Genomic DNA, 20,078 nt, shown 5'->3' on the forward strand with positions numbered 1-20,078 from the left:
GCCCACTGGTTGCAGGGGCAGGTCGCGGTGGCTCTGCACCCACTTGGAGAAGTACTCGTTGATGATGGTCTCGGAGGTGGGCCGGACGACGACCGGCTCGTCCAGCTGCTTGCCACCGCCGTGGGTGACCACCGCGAGCTCGGGGGCGAAGCCCTCGACGTGCTCCGCTTCCTTGGTCAGGTAGGACTGCGGGATGAACATCGGGAAGTAGGCGTTCTGCGCGCCGGCCTTCTTGATGCGGGCGTCCATCTCCTGCTGCATCCGCTCCCACAGGCCGTAGCCGTACGGTCGGATGACCATGGTGCCGCGCACCGGACCGTTGTCGGCCAGCTCGGCCTTGTTGATGAGGTCCTGGTACCAGCGCGGGAAGTCGTCCGCCTGGGGGGTGAGAACGGGTGCCTTTGCCATGGGGCGAATGGTACGGGGAGCAGGGCCCTGACTTCGAATCGGTAACGGGCCCGGCAGCGGATCGGCCGTCGGGACGACCGGCCCGACGGCCCGCACCACACCTGAACAGCAACGGGATCGGCCATGGGTCGGTCAGCGGGTCGGGCACCGGGGCCGGCAACGGGTCGGGCGACGGGACCGGCAACGCGGCTGCTGCCGGGGGGCGCACGACCGCGACACGCGCGCACCACCCTGCACCCCTCTGGACGCCACGCCCGAGCCGCTGTTCGCTGGAGTGGGGCGGGACTTTGGGGGAGCCGTAGCAGCACACCGAAGGACCGGATGGGAGGCCGCGATGGCTTCAGCTCGAACGACCGGCACAACCGTACGACCCGCGGGCGCACGACCGCACGACCCGCTGCCCCCGGCAGCGTGGCCCGCGCGGGCGCGCGACTGGGCGGAGATCCAGGAACGCATGTTGGTGCCGCTCTACGAAGCGGTCTACGACCGCCTGGAGGTCGGCCCGGCGACCAGCGTGCTGGGTCTGGGCTGCCGGTCGGGCCTGGCCCTGCTGCTGGCGGCCGGACGGGGTGCCCAGGTCGCCGGACTGGAGCCGCAGGACGAGCTGCGCGAGCTGGCCCGGGGGCGTCGGCTCCAGGTGGGCGCGAGTGCCCGGACGGCGTCGGCCGTCCCCCGCTCGGCCCATTCGCTGGTCACGGTTTTCGAGCAACTGCCCGGGGCCGCGGAACCACAGCGCGTGGTGACCGAGGCGGCCCGGCTGACGCTGCGCGGCGGACACGTGGTGCTGGCCGCCTGGGGCCCGCCGGAGCGCTGCGAGAGCGCGGCCGTGCTGGACGTGGCCCGCCGGATGGCGGGGCGCACCACCGCGCGCGACCCGTTCGGGCTGAGTACGCCCGGCGCCCTGGAGGACCTCCTGGCACCGGCCGGCCTGCGCCCGGCCGGCAGCGGCCGGGTGGGCTGCCCGTTCGCCTACCCGGACCTCGACAGCGCGGTGCGCGGGCTGCTCTCCACCGGTCTGTACGACGCGGCGGCGGAGTTCTCGGGGCTGCCGCTGGTGGCGAAGGAACTGGCGGAGGTGCTGCACCCGTACCTGCGCGCGGACGGCTCGGTCCGGATGGAGAACGTCTTCCGCTACCTGGTCGCCGAACAACCCCGCTGACCACCCGATCGCCCGACTCCCCGCCACCCGACCGCCCCGACCGCCCCGACCGCCAGACCGCCCGACCGCCCGCCTGCGGCAAGCGCAGCGACGGCACACCGGAGGGGCGCCCGCACCCACCGCGAGCGCCCCTCACCAGCCCGCCCCCGACGGACCCACCCCGACGGACAACCCGTCCCGATGGACACCCACCCCGACGGACAACCCGCCCCCGGACAGCCCTCACGCACCAACACCCCCGTCCGTGCAGGCGCCTCAGGCCTGGTCGAGCGCCTTCCGCGGCACCCCCGCCGCCCGGTACGCCTCCTCCTCGTCCAGCGTCTCCGCCTCCAGCAGGGCCGCCGCCAGCGCGTCCAGCCGGTCCCGCTGCTCGGTCAGCAGCCGGAGCGCCTCGTCGTAGCACTCGGAGACGATCCGCCGGGCCTCCTCGTCCACCGCGTCCAGCGTGGTCGGCGCGGCGGAGAGCCCGTAGGCGCCCTGGGGGTCGGAGGGGACGGCGGTGAGCCGGCCGACGCGCTCGCTCATGCCCCAGCGGCCGGCCATGCCGCGGGCGATGTTGGTGACCTGCTCCAGGTCGCTCTCCGCGCCGGTGGTGATGACGCCGTAGACGACCTGCTCGGCGGCCATCCCGCCGAGCGCGCCGATGATCCGCCCGCGCAGGTAGGGCTCGGTGTACGAGTAGCGGTCGGTCTCGGGGGTGGAGAGGGTGACGCCGAGGGCGCGGCCGCGCGGCACGATGGTGATCTTGCGAACCGGGTCGGCGCCCGGTTGGAGCATGCCGAGCAGCGCGTGGCCGCTCTCGTGGTACGCGGTGCGCTCCCGCTCGTCCTGCGGCATCACCAGCGGCCGGACGGCGCCCAGCTGGACCTTCTCCAGCGCGTCCGAGAGGTCCCGCTCCCCCACCGCGTCCTGCTTGCGCTTGACGGCCAGCAGGGCGGCCTCGTTGACCAGGTTGGCCAGGTCGGCGCCGGTCATGCCGGGGGTGACCTTGGCCAGCTGGGCGAGGTCGGTGCCCCCGGCGAGCGGGACGGTCCTGGTGTGGATGCGCAGGATCGCGGCGCGGCCGTCCCGGTCGGGCGGGCTGACGGTGATCCGGCGGTCGAACCGGCCGGGGCGCAGCAGGGCCGGGTCGAGGACGTCGGCCCGGTTGGTGGCCGCGATGACGATGACGCCCTCGGAGCCGGTGAAGCCGTCCATCTCGGTGAGGATCTGGTTGAGCGTCTGCTCGCGTTCGTCGTGGCCGCCCATGCCGCCGCTGCCGCCGCGCTGGCGGCCGATGGTGTCGATCTCGTCGATGAAGATGATCGAGGGGGCGACCTTCCGGGCCTCGGTGAAGAGGTCCCGGACCCGGCTGGCGCCGACGCCGACGATCATCTCGATGAACTCGGAGGCGGAGGCGGAGAAGAACGGCACGTCGGCCTCGCCGGCGACGGCCCGGGCCAGCAGGGTCTTGCCGGTGCCGGGCGAGCCGCTGAGCAGGACGCCGCGGGGCATCTTGGCGCCGAGCCTGCGGTACTGCTGGGGGTTCTTCAGAAAGTCGACCACCTCGGCGAGTTCGGCCTCGACCTCGTCGATGCCGGCCACGTCGGCGAAGGTGGTGCGCTTGCCGGACTCGGCGGCGACCGGTTTGGGCGGGGCCTTGCGGCCGAGTGCGCCACCGCCCAGGCCGCCGGCCATCCGGCGGGCGAGCAGTACCCAGACCAGGATGAGCAGCAGCATCGGGGCGAGCGAGATCAGCAGGTTGGCGAGGAAGCTGCGCTGCTGGACCACCGGCTTGGCGGTGACCTCGACGCCCTGCTGCTGGAGGGTGGTCCAGAGGCTGTCACCGGCGAAGGAGGGCCGCTGGGTGTCGAAGTCGGTGTAGTCGCCCTTGCCGCCGTCCGGCTTGGGCGCGGCGTTCTTCAGGGTGCCCTCGATGGCGTCGCCCTTGGAGTAGATCTTGGTGACGTTGCCCTTGTTCAGCTGGTTGTTGAACTCGGTGTAGGAGATCGTGGTGGCGCCGGCGTTGCCGAAGAAGGACAGCAGCAGGTCGGTGATCAGGAAGACCACCAGCGCGGTGAGGATGAGGCCGGTCCAGCCGCCGGGCATCCTGCGGCGCGGGGGCGGCGGGGGCGGTGCACCCTCGGAGCGCCAGGGCTGGTCGGGGATCTGGCGCGGCGGCGCTGGTTCGGTCACCTGTCGGACAATACGGATATCTGCTCGGGTGATCCATCCGCAACGCCGCCCCCCGGACCCCCGGCCCCAGGCCCCCGGCCCCCGAACCCCGGCCCCCGGGCCGCCGGAAGCACCCTCCCCCGACGGCTACGCCGCCGCGGAGCCCGGCCACTCCTCGGCGGTCAGCGCGAACCGCTCGTGGTCCCGCCATTCGCCCTGCAGGAACAGCATCCGGGGCGTGAACCCCTCGTGCCGGAAGCCCAGCCGCTTGGCCAGCCCGATCGAACGCCCGTTGTCCGGCTGCACGTTGATCTCCAGCCGGTGCAGTCCGAGCCCGCCGGCCGCCTGCGGGGCGAAGCAGCTGTCCAGCACCAGCCGCATGCCCTCGGTCATCCGGCCGGTGCCGGCGAACGGCAGGTACGCGTCGTAGCCGAGCGCCGCGTTGCAGAACCGCCCCATCACGATGTTGGCCACGTTGACCTTGCCGACCAGCCCGCCGGTCTCCCGGTCGAAGATCAGGAAGGTCCGCAGCCCGGCGCCCTGCCGCTCCATGAGGTCCGGCAGGCCGTCCGGCTCCACCGGGTTCCACCGTCGGATGTGCTCGGCGGACCGTCGGACCGCCTCGGCGTACGCAACCACGTCCTCGGCCCGCGGGGCCCTGATCGTCACTCTCACCCCCTCATCATCGGACATGCGGATCATCCGACATGCGAACGGCCGCACCAGACCGGCCAACGCCACCCCGGACGCGTGAAAGGCCTTACCGGACCTGCGGACGGGCGCACGGGACCGGCGAACGCCTGCCCGGACATGCGAACGGCCCGCCGCCCGGAGGAAAACCGGACGGCGGGCCGAGCGAGGCTGCGCAGCGGACCTACAGCAGGTCCTTGAACTCCTTCGGCAGCTCGAAGTCGGCCGGGCCCTTGCCCGCGCCGATCCCGAACGCGCCGCCCTCGGCCGGGGCCTGGCCGCCGCCCGCGCCGAGCGCGCGGCGCTCGGCGGCCGCGGCCTCCTCCTGCGCGCGCTTCAGCGGGTTGCCGCTCTTGCGCTTGCCCTTGGCCGCCGGGGCCTTCTTCGCGGACTTCTTCGAGCCGCCGCCCATGCCCGGGATTCCCGGCATCCCGGGGATGCCCTTGCCGGAGGCCATCGCCGACATCATCTTGCGGGCGTCGAAGAACCGCTCGACCAGGTTGTTGACCTCGCCGACCTGGACGCCCGAACCCTTCGCGATGCGGGCGCGGCGCGAACCGTTGATGATCTTCGGGTCGGTCCGCTCGGCCGGGGTCATCGACTTGATGATGGCGCCGACGCGGTCGACGTCCTTGTCGTCGATGTTGTTGATCTGCTCGCGGATCTGGCCCATCCCGGGCAGCATGCCCAGCAGCTTGGAGATCGAGCCCATCTTCCGGACCTGCTCCAGCTGGGCCAGGAAGTCGTCGAGCGTGAAGTCCTTGCCGCCGCCCTGCAGCTTGGAGGCGATCTTCTCGGCCTCGGCCTGCGAGAAGGTCTGCTCGGCCTTCTCGATCAGCGACAGCATGTCGCCCATGCCGAGGATGCGCGAGGCCATCCGGTCCGGGTGGAAGGCGTCGAAGTCGTCGACCTTCTCACCGTTGGAGGCGAACATGATCTGGCGGCCGGTGACGTGCGCGACCGAGAGCGCGGCACCACCGCGGGCGTCGCCGTCGAGCTTGGAGAGCACCACGCCGGTGAAGTCGACGCCGTCGAGGAAGGCCTGGGCGGTGGTGACCGCGTCCTGGCCGATCATCGCGTCGACGACGAACAGGACCTCGTCCGGGTTGACCACGGCCCGGATGTCGGCGGCCTGCTGCATCAGCTCGGCGTCGATGCCGAGGCGGCCGGCGGTGTCGACGATGACGACGTCGTACTGCTTCTGCTTCGCGTACTCGATCGAGTCGCGGGCGACCTGCACCGGGTCGCCGACACCGTTGCCCGGCTGCGGGCCGTAGAAGGCCACGCCCGCGCGGTCGGCCACGACCTGGAGCTGGTTGACGGCGTTGGGGCGCTGGAGGTCGCAGGCGACCAGCAGCGGGGTGTGCTTCTGCTTCTTCAGCCAGTGGCCGAGCTTGCCCGCGAGGGTGGTCTTACCGGCACCCTGGAGACCGGCGAGCATGATCACCGTCGGGCCGCTCTTGGCGAACCTCACCCGGCGGGTCTCGCCACCGAGGATCGCGATGAGCTCCTCGTTGACGATCTTGATGATCTGCTGCGCCGGGTTCAGCGCGCCGGAGACCTCGGCGCCGAGCGCCCGCTCCTTGACCTGCTTGATGAAGGCCCGCACGACCGGCAGCGCGACGTCCGCCTCCAGCAGCGCGATGCGGATCTCGCGGGCGGTGGCGTCGATGTCCGCCTCGCTGAGGCGGCCCTTGCCACGGAGGTTCTTGAACGTCGCTGCGAGGCGATCGGAAAGGGTGTCGAACACGTCGTCGCGGGTCCTCTGCGGCATCGGTATCGGTACGGTCGTCGTCCCCAAGGGTATCCGGCCGCCCTGGGAACGGTCTCCACCCCCGGGACGACCGGCCCCGGAGCGTTCCCCGGAGCACGCCGGGAGCACCGCCGAGCACGCCCGGAACACCGCCGAGCACGCCCGGAGCGTTCCCGGACCACCCCCCGCCCCGACCCCGGGAGGCCGCTCCCGGGGCGCGGGGTTCAGCCCAGCGCCGCCCGGACCGCCGCCGCGACCTCTCCGGCCCGCTGGGCGGTGAGCGGCCGGCCCGCGTCGTCGGTCAGGTAGAAGGAGTCGACGGCGTCGGCGCCGAGCGTGGAGACGTGCGCGGTCCGGACCCGGACGCCGGCGCCGTCCAGCGCCCGCCCGATCCGGTGCAGCAGGCCGGGCGCGTCGTGGGCGCGCACCTCCAGCACGGTCGCGGTGGCCGAGGCCACCGCGGGGGCCACCGCGACCAGCGGCGGCGGGGTCGGGATGCCGCGCCGGCGCGGGGCGGCCGCGTCGCGCTCGGCGAGCCGGCGCGAGACGTCCAGCGAACCGTCGAGCGCCCTGCGCAGGTCGGCCCGGAGCCGGGCCGCCTCCGGCAGCTCCCCGAACTCGGCCGCCACCGTCCAGGAGAGCAGCAGCACCGGGCCGGCACCGATCGGGTCCAGCTCGCGCAGGCCCGCCGAGCGGACGGTCAGCCGGTGCAGGGCCAGCACCCCGGCGACGGTGCCGAGCAACCCCGGCTGATCCGGGACGGCGAGGGTCAGCCGCACGCCCATCGGCTCGGTGCCGGGACCCCCTCCACCCGGCCGGCCCGGCCCCGCGGCCAGGCCCGCCTCACCCGTCAGGCCCGACTCACCCGTCAGAGCCGGCTCACCCCTCAGGCCCGCCTCCCCGGCCTGGGCCGCCACCTCGGCCTGTGCCAGCAGCGAGAGCGCCGGACCGCACGTCCGGGCCGCCTCCACCGCGAGCCGCTCCTGCTCCGCGGTCGGCGCGGCCTCCCCGGGATGGGGGTACCCCCGGCCGAAGGCCCGGGGAGGGTACGCGCCGGCCAGCTGGGCGGCGGCCCTGGCGGCCAGGCCGTCCACCAGCGAGGCCCGCCAGCGGCTCCAGGCGGCCGGGCCGGTCGCGGTCGCATCGGCCTCGGTCAGCGCGTGCAGCAGCTCCAGCTGCGGCAGGGTCGCGACCACCTTGGTGATCGCCTCCACGGTCGCGGGATCGTCCGGGTCCCGCCGGGTCGCGGTGTCCACCAGGGTCAGGTGGTGGCGGACCAGCATCGCCAGGGTCTCGACCGACTCCCGGTCGAAGCCCATCCGGACCGCCACGTCACGGACGATCACCTCGCCCGCCTCGCTGTGGTCGCCGGGCCAGCCCTTGCCGATGTCGTGCAGCAGCGCGGCCACCAGCAGCAGGTCCGGCCGGGCCACCCGGCGGGTCATCGCGGCGGCCCGCACCGCCGTCTCGACCAGGTGCCGGTCGACCGTCCAGCGGTGCACGGCGTTGCGCTGCGGGCGGCAGCGGACCCGCTCCCAGTCGGGCAGCAGCCGGGTGATCAGCCCCTCCGCCTCCAGTGCCTCCCACACCGGCAGACAGGCCTCGCCCGCGCCGAGCAGCGTGACCAGCTGCTCGCGGGCCTCGTCCGGCCAGGGCACCGGCAGCGGCCGGCACTCGGAGGCCAGCCGGCGCACCGTCGAGTAGGAGATGGTCAGGCCGTTCTGCGCGGCGGCGGCCGCGGCGCGCAGCGGCAGCACCGGGTCGGCGGCCGGGCGCGCTCCCTGGGCGAGCACCGCCTCGCCGTCCTGCTCGACCACGCCCTCGGCCAGCGGACGGCGCTCGACGGCGCCACGGGCCACCGCGCCCGCTCCGCGCCCGGCACCGGTGAACGGGAAGGAGAGCCGGGAGGTGCGCCGCCCCCGGCCCGCGCGGGCGGCCAGCACCCGGTCCACCGCCCGCCAGGTGACGTCGCTCGCGTAGGCGATGGTGCGGGCGGCCTCGTAGACCTGGCGCAGCAGGGTGTCGGCGTCCAGCACACCGAGCCGCTCGGCGACCTGGTCCTGGTCCTGGAGGCTGAGCCGCTCGGTGGCCCGGCCGGTGGCCAGGTGCAGGGCGTCCCGGACGTCGGCCAGGCGCATCGCGGCGGCGTCCAGGCCGTCCCGCGGGGCGTCCGCCAGCCAGGTGGCGGCGATCGCGTTGAGCGCGACGACGTCCCGCAGGCCGCCGCGGGCCTCCTTGAGGTCCGGCTCCAGCAGGAAGGAGAGCTCGCCGTGCCGTTCGGCCCGCTCCCGGCCGAGTTCGCGCAGCTCGGGCAGGCGTGCGGGGGCGGCGGCGCGCCAGTCGGCGAGGACGGCGGAGCGCAGCGAGGCGGTGAGCGCCGGGTCTCCGGCGACGTGGCGGGCGTCCAGCAGGCCGAGCTGCGCCTTGAGGTCGGCGGCCGCCACCGCGCGGGCCTCGGCGGGGGTGCGCACCGAGTGGTCGAGTGCGGTGCCGGTGTCCCAGACCGGGTACCAGATCCGTTCGGGCAGCGCGGGGTCGAGCGGGCCGTCGTGCAGCAGCAGGACGTCGAGGTCGCTGCGCGGGGAGAGTTCGCCGCGCCCGTAGCCGCCGACGGCGACCAGGGCGACGCCGACCGGGGCTCCGGCCGCCGTGAGCAGGCCGGCCAGCCAGTCGTCGGTGAGCGCGGCCAGCGCGGCGCGGCGGGCGCTGCCGGCGGGGCCGGGCTCGTCCAGCAGCCGGGCACGGGCGGCGCCGTAGTCGCAGGGGTCGTCGGTTTCGGTGGCCATGCGAAGTCCCCGTCCGTCGTGCGGTTGAACCAACGGCGCCGATACGCCGTCGGCGGACCCGCGACCGGGGGCCGGCCGCAGGTCCGCCTGCGTGATCAAGCTGAATGCTAGAGCGTGTCCTAGAGGGCGTCGGGGCCGCGCTCGCCGGTCCGCACCCGGACGGCGGTCTCGACCGGGATGCTCCAGACCTTGCCGTCCCCGATCTTGCCGGTCCGGGCCGCCTTGACCAGGACGTCGATCAGCTGCTCGGCGTCGTCGTCCTCGACCAGGACCTCGATTCTGACCTTGGGCACCAGGTCCACGGTGTACTCCGCGCCCCGGTAGACCTCGGTGTGGCCGCGCTGGCGGCCGTAGCCGCTGGCTTCGGTGACGGTCAGGCCGTGTACCCCGAAGGCCTGCAGGGCGGCCTTCACGTCGTCCAGGCGGTGCGGCTTGATGACTGCGGTGATGAGCTTCATCAGGCGTCGACCTCGGTCTTCTCGGTGTTCTTCTCCGCAGGCTTCCCGGCGGGCTTCCCGGTGCTCTTCGCAGCGGCCGACGCGGCGGCCGGTGCAGCGGCGGGGGCGGCGACCACGGCCGCGGCCGGGGCGGGGGTGCTCCTGGCCAGGCCGGCGCCCAGGGCGCTGAAGTCGTACGCGGACTCGGCGTGCTCGGCCTGGTCGATGCCGGCGACCTCGACCTCCTCGGCGACCCGGAAGCCGACCGTCTTGTCGATCGCCTTGGCCAGCAGCCAGGAGAGCACGAAGGAGTAGGCGGCGACCACGGCCACGCCCATCGCCTGCTTGCCGAGCTGCTCCAGGCCGCCGCCGTAGAAGAGGCCCTTGGCGGTCTGGCCGACGGTGCCGGTGGCGAAGAGGCCGACCAGCAGCGAGCCGATCGCACCGCCGACCGCGTGCACGCCGACCACGTCGAGCGAGTCGTCGAACCCGAAGCGGTACTTGAGGCTGATCGCGGCGGCGCAGACGGCGCCGGCGATCAGGCCGATCGCCACCGCGCCGAGCGGGCTGACCGAGCCGCAGGCCGGGGTGATGGCGACCAGGCCGGCCACCGCGCCGGAGGCGGCGCCGAGCGTGGTGAAGGCGCCGTGCCGCAGCTTCTCGTAGGCCAGCCAGCCGACCAGCGCGGCGCCCGTGGCGACCTGGGTGTTGACCAGGGCCATCGCGGCGACGCCGTTGGCGGCCAGTGCCGAGCCCGCGTTGAAGCCGAACCAGCCGAACCAGAGCAGCCCGGAGCCGAGCATCACCAGCGGCAGGCTGTGCGGGCGCATCGGGTCCTTCCGGAACCCGACCCGCTTGCCCAGCACCAGGCAGAGCGCCAGGCCCGCGACGCCCGCGTTGATGTGCACGGCGGTGCCGCCGGCGAAGTCGATCACGCCGTTGCGGTCGCCGAGCCAGCCGCCGTTGCCGCCGTCGAAGAAGAAGACCCAGTGCGCGACCGGGAAGTACACGACGGTCACCCAGAGCGCGATGAACAGGCCCCAGGCCGTGAACTTGGCGCGGTCCGCGATCGCACCGCTGATCAGCGCCGGGGTGATGATCGCGAACATCAGCTGGAAGGCGGAGAACGCGGTGACCGGGATCGTCCCGGTCAGGTCGTTCAGCCCGATGCCGCGCATCCCGAGGAAGTCCAGGTTGCCGATCAGACCGGCGCCCGCGTCGGGCCCGAAGCTGAGCGAGTACCCGTAGAGGACCCAGAGCACGCTGACGATGCCGAGCGAGAGGAAGCTCATCGCCAGCATGTTGAGCGTGCTCTTGGCCCTGACCATGCCTCCGTAGAAGAAGGCCAGGCCCGGGGTCATCACCATGACCAGGGCCGCACAAATGAGCACGAAGGCGGTATCGCCCGCGCTGAAGCCGTCCGGCATCGGCGTCTCCTCATGAATGGAAGCCGCTCCACACCCGGGTTACCTGTCCCGTGCCACCCGGGGTGTCGGCGATGAGAAGGAGAGTGCCGAAGGCTGGTTTCGGCCGATGCGGCCCGTTGTTTCGCGACCGTGACGACGGCGACGGTGGGGTTACGCCTGCGTGAACCACGGCCGTGCCGCGCCGCCGGATGGGCTACCGTGCCGCCGCACGGCACGGGGAGTGCGGCAACGGCCACCGACCGTGGCGGCGGCGGCCGTCACGGTCGGCGGGGTTCGCGGTGGGCGGGGTTCGCGGTGGGCGGGTTCGCGGTGGGCGGGTTCGCGCGCGGCGGGGTTCACGGGCGGCGGGCGCGGGCCGGACCGCGCGGACGGGCCGGACCACGCGGACGGGTCAGACCACCGAGACGTACTCCGGGATGTCCTGGACCACCCGCTCCTGGAGCCGGCTCACCGCGTCCACGCCCCTGAACCGGACGGAGGCGGCCTCCGTGGTCTTGCGCACCCGCGAGTTGAGCCGCTCCGAACGCACCTTGCCGGCGATCTCCACCGCCTGCTCGGCGTACTCCACGGCCTGCTCCGGCTCCTTCTGCAGCAGGTGGACGCTGGCCATGCCGATCAGGTTGAAGGCGTAGGAGCGGACGTGGTCGCCGTCCTGGCGGAAGAGGTCGACCGCGCGCTCCATCACCGGGGCGGACATCGAGGCGTACAGCTCGGCGTTGTCGGAGTGGTAGGCGAGGTCGCGGAAGGAGTGCGCGTTCTCCGCGTTCAGCTCGGCCGGTGAGAAGAACTTCAGCCAGTCCGGGTCGCCGTCGCCCTCGCGGATGTCGGTGAAGGTGTCCTCGGCCAGCCGGACCGCGCGGGCACAGCGGTTCACCTCGCCGATGGTGGCGTACGCGCGGGCCTCCATCGCGTACAGCAGGGACTGCTGGCGCGGGGTGGCGGTGTCGCGGCTGCCGTACTGGGCCAGGTGGATCAGCTCCAGGGCGTCCTCGCCGCGGTTGAGGTGGATCATCTGGCGGCTCATGTCGGTGAGGATCAGCGCGCCGAACGGGCGGTCGCCGGCCTCCTTGGCCGCGTGCAGCGCCAGCACGTAGTACTTCTGCGCGCTCGGGTGCATGCCGACGTCGTACGACATCCAGCCGGCCAGGTGGGCCAGCTCGGCGGTGAGCCGGAACAGCCGCCGGGTGGTCTGCTCGGGGTACGTCTCCTGGAGCAGGTCGGTGACCTCGTGCAGCTGGCCGACGACGGCCTTGCGGCGCAGCCCGCCGCCGTTCTGGGCGTCCCACTGGCGGAACATGACGGTCGTCTGCTCCAGCAGTTCCAGCTCGGGCTCGGAGAGCCGGCCGGTGAACGGCTCGCCGCCGTTGGCCGCGGTGAGGATGGGGGTGGGAATGCCGGTCGGACCGGGGGCCAGCCAGCGCTGCATCGGCTCGATGAGCGCGGCGCCGGCCGTCAGGGCGAGCGAGGTGCCGAGGAAGCCGCGCCGGTTGAGCATCAGGTCGCTGCGCGAGTAGTCGCTGATCAGCTGGACGGTCTGCGGCGCGCTCCACGGCAGGTCGACGCCGCCGCCCACGGTGGAGACCGGGATGGCGGCCCGGAGCCCGAGGTCCTCGATGGAGACCACGGAGCCGAAGCGCTCGGAGAACAGCTCCGACATGATCTTGGGGATCGGCTCGCGGGGCTGCTCGCCGTCGAGCCAGCGGCGCACCCGCGAGGTGTCGGTGGAGACGTGGTGGGCGCCGATCTGGCGGGCCCGGCGGTTGACCTGGCGCGCCAGTTCGCCCTTGGACCAACCGCTACGGGTGAACCACGTGGTCAGCTTCTCATTGGGTTGCTTCTCTGCCATGGGAACGTCCCCATCCCGCCCGGCCCCTGCTGCGGGGCCCCCGATCGTGACCGCCCGACGGTTGCGGGCTCTTGCCAGACGTGCCGTACCTGAGGTGCCGCCGGGAGCGCGGGCCGGTGCCGCCGGCCGAAGCCGGGTGCCGGACCGTTCGCCGCAGCGGCCTTCCGGGGCCGTCGCCCCGCCTCCGTTGTTCCGCGTTGTTCCGTACCGCTGTTTGAACCGCTGTTTGAAACCGCTGTCGTACTGGTGTGCCATCCTTGCGAAGGGACCGTCGGTTTCCCCAACTCCCGTCCCCCGAGGGCCTGGAGCGGACTCGACGACGACGTCCGTGTGCTGAACGTAATGCCCCGTGTGGTACCCGTGGGAGCGGCCCTGGCGAAACGCCACCTTTCGCCACCCCCATGAGTGAACCGAAGCAAGTCCGCACACGCTTCACTGGATAGTCCCGACGGCCCGGCATATGCGGGCTGCCAAGTCCCCACCGGCCCCCCTGCTCAGACCGGCAACACACGGCGGCCACCGGCGAGTTTGCCGCCGAGCCGGCCGACCACCATCCCGCGCACCCGACGATCCGGCACCGGCCCCGCCCCCCACAAGGCGGCGCCCGAGGCGCGACCCCGCAAATGGCGCACGCCACGCGCTGCGCGCCGCCACCGCACAACGCACCACGCAATGGACAATCAACACAAAGTCACCATCCCGTAACCATCGGCAACGAGAACCTGTTGGGGGAGGCATGGACAACCTGTTCGGCGAACTTCGACTGGGGCACCTGCGGTTGGCCCCGCTGAGCGCGCGCCGCCGCACCCGGGCCACCGCGTCCCAGGCGGCCGCGGAGTACACCGGCCGCTGGGGCTGGGCGGTCGCCGTCGGCAACCCGGCCGGCCCGGTCACCACACCGGCCCGCTGCCACTGCGGCACCCCCCGCTGCGCCGCACCCGGCCTGCACCCCGCGCCCGGCGGCCAGCCGGCCGCCCGCTCCGGCGCCGACGTCTCCGTACTGTTCCCCACCGGCCGCGCCTTCGACGTCCTGGACGTCCCCGAGCAGGCCGGGCTCCAGGCCCTGGTCCGGCTGGAGCGGATGGGCACCCAGGTCGGCCCGGTGCTGGCCTCCCCCACCGGCCGGCTGCAGTTCCTGGTCGCCGCCGGCACCGCCCGCCGACTGCCCGACCTCCTCTACCGGATGGGCTGGGACGACGCCGCGCTCGACCTCATCTGCCACGGCGAGGGCAACTACGTCGCCGCCCCGCCCACCGTCCTCGGGAGCCTCGGCCCGGTCCGCTGGCTGCGCCGGCCGACCCGCGACAACGCCGGCTGCCCGCCCGAGGCCCGGCTGCTGCTCGGCACCCTCGCCTACGCCTGCCACCGCGGCCGCGAACGCTCCGCCGAGCCCGCCTGGCTCGCCTCGTAGGCAGCCGCTCCTGGCCACCCCTCGCAGGCACCGGCCGCACGTACCGCCCGGACGCGCCGCCGGCCCCTCCCGCCCGCCACCTCCACACCGGCGGAGAACGCAGGCGCCGGCGGAGAACGCGGACACCGGCTGGGAAGGCAGGCACCGGCGGAGAACGCCGAAGGGCCCGCCCCTCGCGAGGCGGACCCTTCACCGGTGGAGCGGTGCCCGGGATCAGTCCCCGATCAGCGCGTCCACGAAGGCACCCGGCTCGAACGGCGCCAGGTCGTCCGCGCCCTCGCCGAGACCGATCAGCTTCACCGGCACGCCCAGCTCCCGCTGGACCGCGACCACGATGCCGCCCTTGGCGGTGCCGTCCAGCTTGGTCAGCACGATGCCGGTGATGTCGACCACCTCGGCGAAGACCCGGGCCTGGACCAGGCCGTTCTGGCCGGTGGTGGCGTCCAGCACCAACAGCACCTCGTCCACCGGGCCGTGCTTCTCGACGACCCGCTTGACCTTGCCCAGCTCGTCCATCAGGCCGGTCTTGGTGTGCAGCCGGCCGGCGGTGTCCACCAGGACGGTGTCGGCGCCCTCGGCGATGCCCTCCTTGACCGCGTCGAACGCGATCGAGGCCGGGTCGCCGCCCTCCGGGCCGCGCACCGTGCGCGCGCCGACCCGCTCGCCCCAGGTCTGCAGCTGGTCGGCGGCGGCGGCACGGAAGGTGTCGGCGGCGCCGAGCACCACCTTGCGGCCGTCGGCGACCAGGACGCGGGCCAGCTTGCCGGTGGTGGTGGTCTTGCCGACGCCGTTGACGCCGACCACCAGGACGACGGCCGGGCCCGCCTGGTGCTTGGTGGAGTGCACGGTGCGGTCGGCGTCCTTGCCGATCAGCTCGACCAGCTCCTCGCGGAGCAGCCCGCGCAGCTCGTCCGGGGTGCGGGTGCCGAGCACCTTCACCCGGGTGCGCAGCCGCTCGACGAGCTCCTGGGTGGGGGTCACGCCGACGTCGGCGGTCAGCAGGGTCTCCTCGACCTCCTCCCAGGTGTCCTCGTCCAGGTGCTCGCGGGCGAGCAGCGAGAGCAGGCCCTTGCCGAGCGAGTTCTGCGAACGGGAGAGCCGGGAGCGCAGCCGGACCAGCCGGCCGGCGGTGGGCTCGGGGACTTCGAGGGCCGGGGCCTCCTCGACCTCCTCGGCCGTCTCGGGGACGGCCTCGGCCTCGGGGAGCTCCACCTCCTCGACGGTGCGCCGGGGCTCCTCGGTCGGCGGCGCGGCCTCCTCGCCGACCTGGGGCTCCTGCGGGGTCGGAGGCGCCGTGATGACCGGCGCCTGCGACTTCGGGGGCAGCTGCTGGCGTCGTCTGCCGGAAACGACGAGGCCGGCGATCGCAGCGATGGCGATCACCGCGATGACTACGGCGAGGATCACGTATTCCACATAAATCTCCTTATCGGGATCCCACGACAGAGTGATCCTTCGGTCACCGACGCACGGAGCGCCGCCGCCTCCCTTACGCTGACGCCGTGCCGTCGGGCACCGGTCAGGGCTTGGCCGTCATGAGGTCGTCAAGCGGCTGGGTCAGAAGCCCCCTCGCACGCGAGGGGGAGGAGTCACAACCCGTCCAGTATCGGTGATCGGGTCGCCCGCGGGCATCCGCCCCGGCGTTGGCCGGTGGATCAGTCCGCCGGGCCGGAGGCGGTCGCCTCCTCGTACTGCCGGGGCCGCGTCGCGCGCGTGCCGCGCTCGCGGTGCTCTCCCCCGGTCCGGCGGCCGGCAGGTTCCGCCGCGCGCAGGCGCTGGCTGATCACCTGGGAGATGCCGTCGCCCTTCATGGTCACGCCGTAGAGGGCGTCGGCCGATTCCATGGTCAGCTTCTGGTGGGTGATCACGATCAGCTGGGAGCTCTCCCGCAGCTCCTCCATGATCCCGATCAGCCGGCGCAGGTTGGTCTCGTCCAGCGCCGCCTCCACCTCGTCCATGACGTAGAACGGGCTGGGACGGGCCTTGAAGATCGACACCAGCAGTGCCACCGCGGTCAGCGAGCGCTCGCCGCCGGAGAGCAGTGACAGCCGCTTGACCCTCTTGCCCGGCGGACGGGCCTCCACCTCGACACCGGTGGCCAGCATGTTGTCCGGGTCGGTCAGCACCAGCCGTCCCTCCCCGCCGGGGAAGAGCCGTGCGAAGACGCCCTCGAACTGGGCGGCGGTGTCGTGGTACGCCGAGGTGAACAGCTGCTCGACCCGCTCGTCGACGTCCTTGACGATGTCGAGGAGGTCCCGCCGGCTCCGCTTGAGGTCGTCCAGCTGCTCGCCGAGGAACCTGTGCCGCTCCTCCAGCGCCGCGAACTCCTCCAGCGCCAGCGGGTTCACCTTGCCGAGCTGCTGGTAGGCCTTCTCGGCCGCCCTCAGCCGCTTCTCCTGCTCGGCCCGGTCGTACGGGCGCGGCTCGCCGGGCTCCCGCCCGTCCTCGGGCGGCGACGGCGGGACGAGCCGGTCCGGCCCGTACTCGCCGAGCAGCTCGCCGCCCTCGATGCCGAACTCCTCCAGCACCCGCGCCTCCAGCTGCTCGATCCGCAGCCGCTTCTCCGCCCGCAGGACCTCGTCCCGGTGCCCGGCGTCGACCAGCTTGTCCAGCTCGGCCTTGAGTTCGCGGCCGTGCTCGCGGTGCTCCCTGAGCTCCGCCTCGCGCTCGGCGCGCGCCTGCTCGACGGCGGCCCGCCCGGCGTCCGCGCGGGCCAGCGACGCCTCCAGGCAGGCGAGCAGCTGCCGGGCGCCCGCGGCGACGGCGTCCGCCACCCCGGCGTCGTGCTCGGCACGCCGACGGCGCTCGGCGGCCCGGGCGCGCGCCTCGCGCTCGGCGCGGGCGGCCCGGTCCAGCTGGTCGGCGCGGCCGTTGAGGGCCCGCACCCGCTCCTCGTGGGTGCGTACGGCCAGCCGCGCCTCCAGTTCGGCCTGCCGGGCGGCGGTGGCGGCCTGGATCAGCCGCTGCTGCTCGGCGGCGTCCGGCTCGTCCTCGCCCGCGTCCGCCGACTCCTCGGCCGTGGCCAGCCGTTCGGCCAGCTCCTCCGCGGTGGCGAGCAGTTGGGCGAGCCCCTGCTCCGCGCGGCCGGCTGCGGCGGCCAGCCGCTCGGCCTCTCCGGCGGCGGCCCGGGACTGCCCGCCGAGGCGGCCGAGGACACCCGCCACTTCGGCCCGCTCCTTCTCGGCCTGCCGTCGCCGGGCGGCCAGTTGCTCCAGCCCGGCGGCCGACTCCCCGCGCAGCCCGGTGAGTTCGGCCAGCCGTGCGGCCGACTCGGTACAGCGGACGTCCAGCCGCCCGATCGCCCGGGCGGTCTCGTCCACCGCCGCCTGGGTCTCCAGCAGGCTGGGCGCGCCGCCCGAGCCGCCGTGGGCGAAGCCGGTGCCGAGCCGGTCGCCGTCGGCGGTGACGGCGGCCAGGCCGGGGTGGGCGGAGACCACCCGGAGCGCCTCGTCGAGCGTGCCCACCACCGCGACGCCGGCCAGCAGGGCGCGTACGGCCGGCAGCAACTCGGCAGGTCCGTCCACCAGTTCAGAGGCCCAACGGGCGCCGGCCGGCAACTCCCCCGGGGCGGGGCCGGGTTCGGGGGCTCCGGCGATCAGCAGCGCGGCCCGCCCCGCGTCCTCCTTGCGCAGCAGCCGCAGCGCCTCGGCGGCGGTGCCGGGCGAGTCGACCGCCACCGCGTCCGCCGCCACGCCGAACGCCGCGGCGAGGGCGGTCTCGTGGCCGGGGGCGACGGTCAGCAGCTCGGCCGCCGGGCCGAGCAGCCCGGCCGGGCGGTCGTCGGACGCCAGCAGCGTGCCGCTGCCGTCCTTGCGGCGCAGGCCGAGCGCCAGCGCCTCGTGCCGCGCGGTCAGCCCGGCCCGTTCGCGCTCGGCGGCACCGGCGGCCTCGCGGGCGTCGGCCAGGTCGCGCTCGGCGGCGGCGAGCCGTTCGCGGGCGGCCTCGTGCGCAGCTTCGGCGCGCTCGTCGTCCCCCGCCGTGCCGTCGACCTGCGCGCGCAGGTCCTCGTACTCCTGCCGGGCGGCCTCGGCGCGCAGCAGCGCCTCGTCCCGGGCCTCGGCGAGCCGGCCGATCTCGGCCTGCGCGGCGGCGGCCTTGGAGCGGGCGGCCGCGGCCTGCCCCTGGAGCCGGGCCAGGCCCTCCCGGCGGTCGGCGATGGCCCGGGCGGCGTCCTTCAGCCGCCGCTCCTCCGCGTCGAGCGAGCGTTCCAGCCCGCTCCTGGTCTCGACCGCCTCGGCCAGCGCGTACTGCGCCTCCTCCAGCGCCTCGGCCAGCGCGGCCTCCTCCTCCCGGACCCGCCCGGCCTCCCGTTCCAGCTCCTCCGGGTCGCGGCCGGGCCGCTCCTCGGCCTGACCGCCGGCGGCCGCGTGCCGGGCGCGTGCCTCGGCCAGGCCGACGGTGCCGCGGGTGCGTTCGGCCAGCGCCGAGAGCCGGTACCAGGTCTGCCGGGCCGCCTCCAGGCTCGGGCCGAGCTGCTGGACCTGCGCCTCCAGCACGGCCTCGCGCTGCACGGCGCGGGCCAGTTCCTGTTCGACGGTGGAGCGGCGCAGCTTGAGCGCCAGCTCGTCGGCGACCTCGGCCTCGACGGCCCGGCGCAGGGTCAGCAGGTCGTCGGCGAGCAGCCGGAGACGGGCGTCGCGCAGGTCGGCCTGGATGCCCGCGGCGCGGCGGGCGATCTTCGCCTGCCGGCCGAGCGGGCCGAGCTGGCGGCGGAGTTCGGCCACCAGGTCCTGGACGCGGTTGAGGTTGACCTGCATCGCGTCCAGCTTCCGCAGCGCCTTCTCCTTGCGCTTGCGGTGCTTGAGGACGCCGGCGGCCTCCTCGATGAAGGCGCGGCGGCCCATCGGGTCGGCGTGCAGGACGGAGTCGAGCTGGCCCTGGCCGACGATGACGTGCATCTCGCGGCCGATGCCGGAGTCGGAGAGCAGCTCCTGGATGTCGAGCAGCCGGCAGGTGTCGCCGTTGAGCGCGTACTCGCTGCCGCCGTTGCGGAACATCGTCCGGGTGATGGTCACCTCGGCGTACTCGATCGGCAGCGCGCCGTCGGAGTTGTCGATGGTGAGGCTGACCTCGGCGCGGCCCAGCGGGGCGCGCCCGCTGGTCCCGGCGAAGATGACGTCCTCCATCTTGCCGCCGCGCAGCGACTTGGCGCCCTGCTCCCCCATCACCCAGGAGAGCGCGTCGACGACGTTGGACTTGCCGGAGCCGTTGGGGCCGACCACGCAGGTGATCCCGGGTTCGAACCGCAGGGTGGTGGCGGAGGCGAAGGACTTGAACCCGCGCAGCGTCAGACTCTTCAGGTGCACGCGCCGGTCTCCTCATCGCTCGCCAGGGCCCCGGCTTGCGACTGTATCCGGCCCACCCGCCCCACCTGCCCGGACGCTCCCCGGACACGACGAAGGGACGCCACACAGGGCGTCCCTTGCAAGCTGCGTCCCTTTCGGGGCGGCTCAGTGCACAACGGCGTCGATCTGCGAGGACCGGGCGGGACTCAGGTGAGAGCCGGCTCCCGCTGGTCCAGATCGATGCTGCTGAGCAGCGAGTGCTCGTCAGCGACAGCGGTGAGAGCGTCGTTCTCAGCCTGCATCCGAAGGAGCTCGGACTCCAGGTCCTGGACGCGCTGCTGAAGCCGTCGCATCTCGGAGAGCATTCGCGGGTCGGGGCCGCCGACGTACCCGAGAAGCGCCTTTGCCATGATGAATGGTCCTCCACGCTGAGTGACCGAACCGGAACGGTACAGGTCTAGGGGGAAGGGGGACGCACGCGCGGCGCGCACCGGCGGTGCTGGCTGGGCACCATGGCACAACCACCGTGAGCTGGGCCCACGGGGTATACGCCTACCGGATAAACGCGGTCGTGTGCGCGGGCTTCAAGCGTCTCACCAAAGACGGAAAGGGTCAACACGATCACCCCACGCTACCGCGCCCCTGTCACCTGCATGGCGGTGTGGTCACGCCAGGCGGTCTCGGGCCGGTCTCCACCAGGTGCTCGTGGATCATCGTTCGAT

General features: G+C 73.8%; 12 protein-coding genes and 1 pseudogene. 2 read left to right on the plus strand and 11 right to left on the minus strand.

Annotation, left to right across the window (positions count from 1 at the left end; all coding sequences use genetic code 11):
- Positions 1–408 (minus strand): annotated as a pseudogene (locus C2142_RS39715) (proline--tRNA ligase); the annotation flags it as partial.
- Between the two features lie 454 nt (positions 409–862).
- On the opposite strand from C2142_RS39715, the gene C2142_RS12905 reads away from it, so the two are divergent.
- A complete protein-coding gene (locus tag C2142_RS12905; RefSeq protein WP_241002548.1) occupies positions 863–1,567 on the plus strand; it encodes a methyltransferase domain-containing protein in 705 nt (234 codons plus the stop codon).
- A 255-nt stretch (positions 1,568–1,822) separates the two neighbouring features.
- Here the strand turns inward: C2142_RS12905 and ftsH are convergent, their stop codons facing one another.
- From ftsH to C2142_RS12940, 7 genes are all read right to left on the minus strand, one after another.
- On the minus strand, positions 1,823–3,742 hold the full coding sequence (gene ftsH / locus C2142_RS12910) for an ATP-dependent zinc metalloprotease FtsH (RefSeq protein WP_148642774.1): 1,920 nt from the start codon (positions 3,740–3,742) through the stop codon (positions 1,823–1,825).
- Positions 3,743–3,868: 126 nt separating this feature from the next.
- Positions 3,869–4,414, minus strand: coding sequence for a GNAT family protein (locus C2142_RS12915; protein WP_148642775.1), 546 nt, complete (start codon positions 4,412–4,414; stop codon positions 3,869–3,871).
- A 181-nt stretch (positions 4,415–4,595) separates the two neighbouring features.
- Entirely contained in the window at positions 4,596–6,161 is a 1,566-nt protein-coding gene (ffh, locus tag C2142_RS12920) for a signal recognition particle protein (protein ID WP_148644751.1), read from the minus strand.
- A 227-nt stretch (positions 6,162–6,388) separates the two neighbouring features.
- Positions 6,389–8,950 (minus strand): [protein-PII] uridylyltransferase, encoded by a 2,562-nt coding sequence (locus C2142_RS12925; protein WP_148642776.1) that lies wholly within the window; start codon positions 8,948–8,950, stop codon positions 6,389–6,391.
- Between the two features lie 119 nt (positions 8,951–9,069).
- Positions 9,070–9,408 (minus strand): P-II family nitrogen regulator, encoded by a 339-nt coding sequence (locus C2142_RS12930; protein ID WP_148642777.1) that lies wholly within the window; start codon positions 9,406–9,408, stop codon positions 9,070–9,072.
- Entirely contained in the window at positions 9,408–10,814 is a 1,407-nt protein-coding gene (locus tag C2142_RS12935; RefSeq protein ID WP_148642778.1) for an ammonium transporter, read from the minus strand. Before C2142_RS12935 ends, C2142_RS12930 begins: the two co-directional genes overlap by 1 nt.
- Before the next feature lie 391 nt (positions 10,815–11,205).
- Positions 11,206–12,660, minus strand: coding sequence for a tetratricopeptide repeat protein (locus C2142_RS12940; RefSeq protein ID WP_148642779.1), 1,455 nt, complete (start codon positions 12,658–12,660; stop codon positions 11,206–11,208).
- A gap of 736 nt (positions 12,661–13,396) precedes the next feature.
- Here C2142_RS12940 and C2142_RS12945 point away from each other — a divergent pair.
- On the plus strand, positions 13,397–14,071 hold the full coding sequence (locus C2142_RS12945) for a bifunctional DNA primase/polymerase (protein ID WP_148642780.1): 675 nt from the start codon (positions 13,397–13,399) through the stop codon (positions 14,069–14,071).
- A gap of 213 nt (positions 14,072–14,284) precedes the next feature.
- Here C2142_RS12945 and ftsY read toward each other — a convergent pair whose 3' ends face one another.
- The 3 genes from ftsY to C2142_RS12960 form a co-directional block, all read right to left on the minus strand.
- Positions 14,285–15,487: a signal recognition particle-docking protein FtsY gene (ftsY, locus tag C2142_RS12950; RefSeq protein ID WP_148642781.1), complete on the minus strand. Its 1,203-nt coding sequence runs from the start codon at positions 15,485–15,487 to the stop codon at positions 14,285–14,287.
- Between the two features lie 239 nt (positions 15,488–15,726).
- Positions 15,727–19,377, minus strand: a complete 3,651-nt coding sequence (smc, locus tag C2142_RS12955) for a chromosome segregation protein SMC (protein ID WP_148642782.1) — start codon at positions 19,375–19,377, stop codon at positions 15,727–15,729.
- A gap of 185 nt (positions 19,378–19,562) precedes the next feature.
- Complete coding sequence (locus C2142_RS12960; protein WP_148642783.1) at positions 19,563–19,766, minus strand: hypothetical protein; 204 nt, start codon at positions 19,764–19,766, stop codon at positions 19,563–19,565.
- Between the last annotated feature and the right edge of the window lie 312 nt (positions 19,767–20,078).

Origin of the sequence: Streptomyces sp. CB01881 (genome assembly GCF_002953255.1) — a bacterium.
Classification (GTDB): Bacteria; Actinomycetota; Actinomycetes; order Streptomycetales; family Streptomycetaceae; genus Kitasatospora.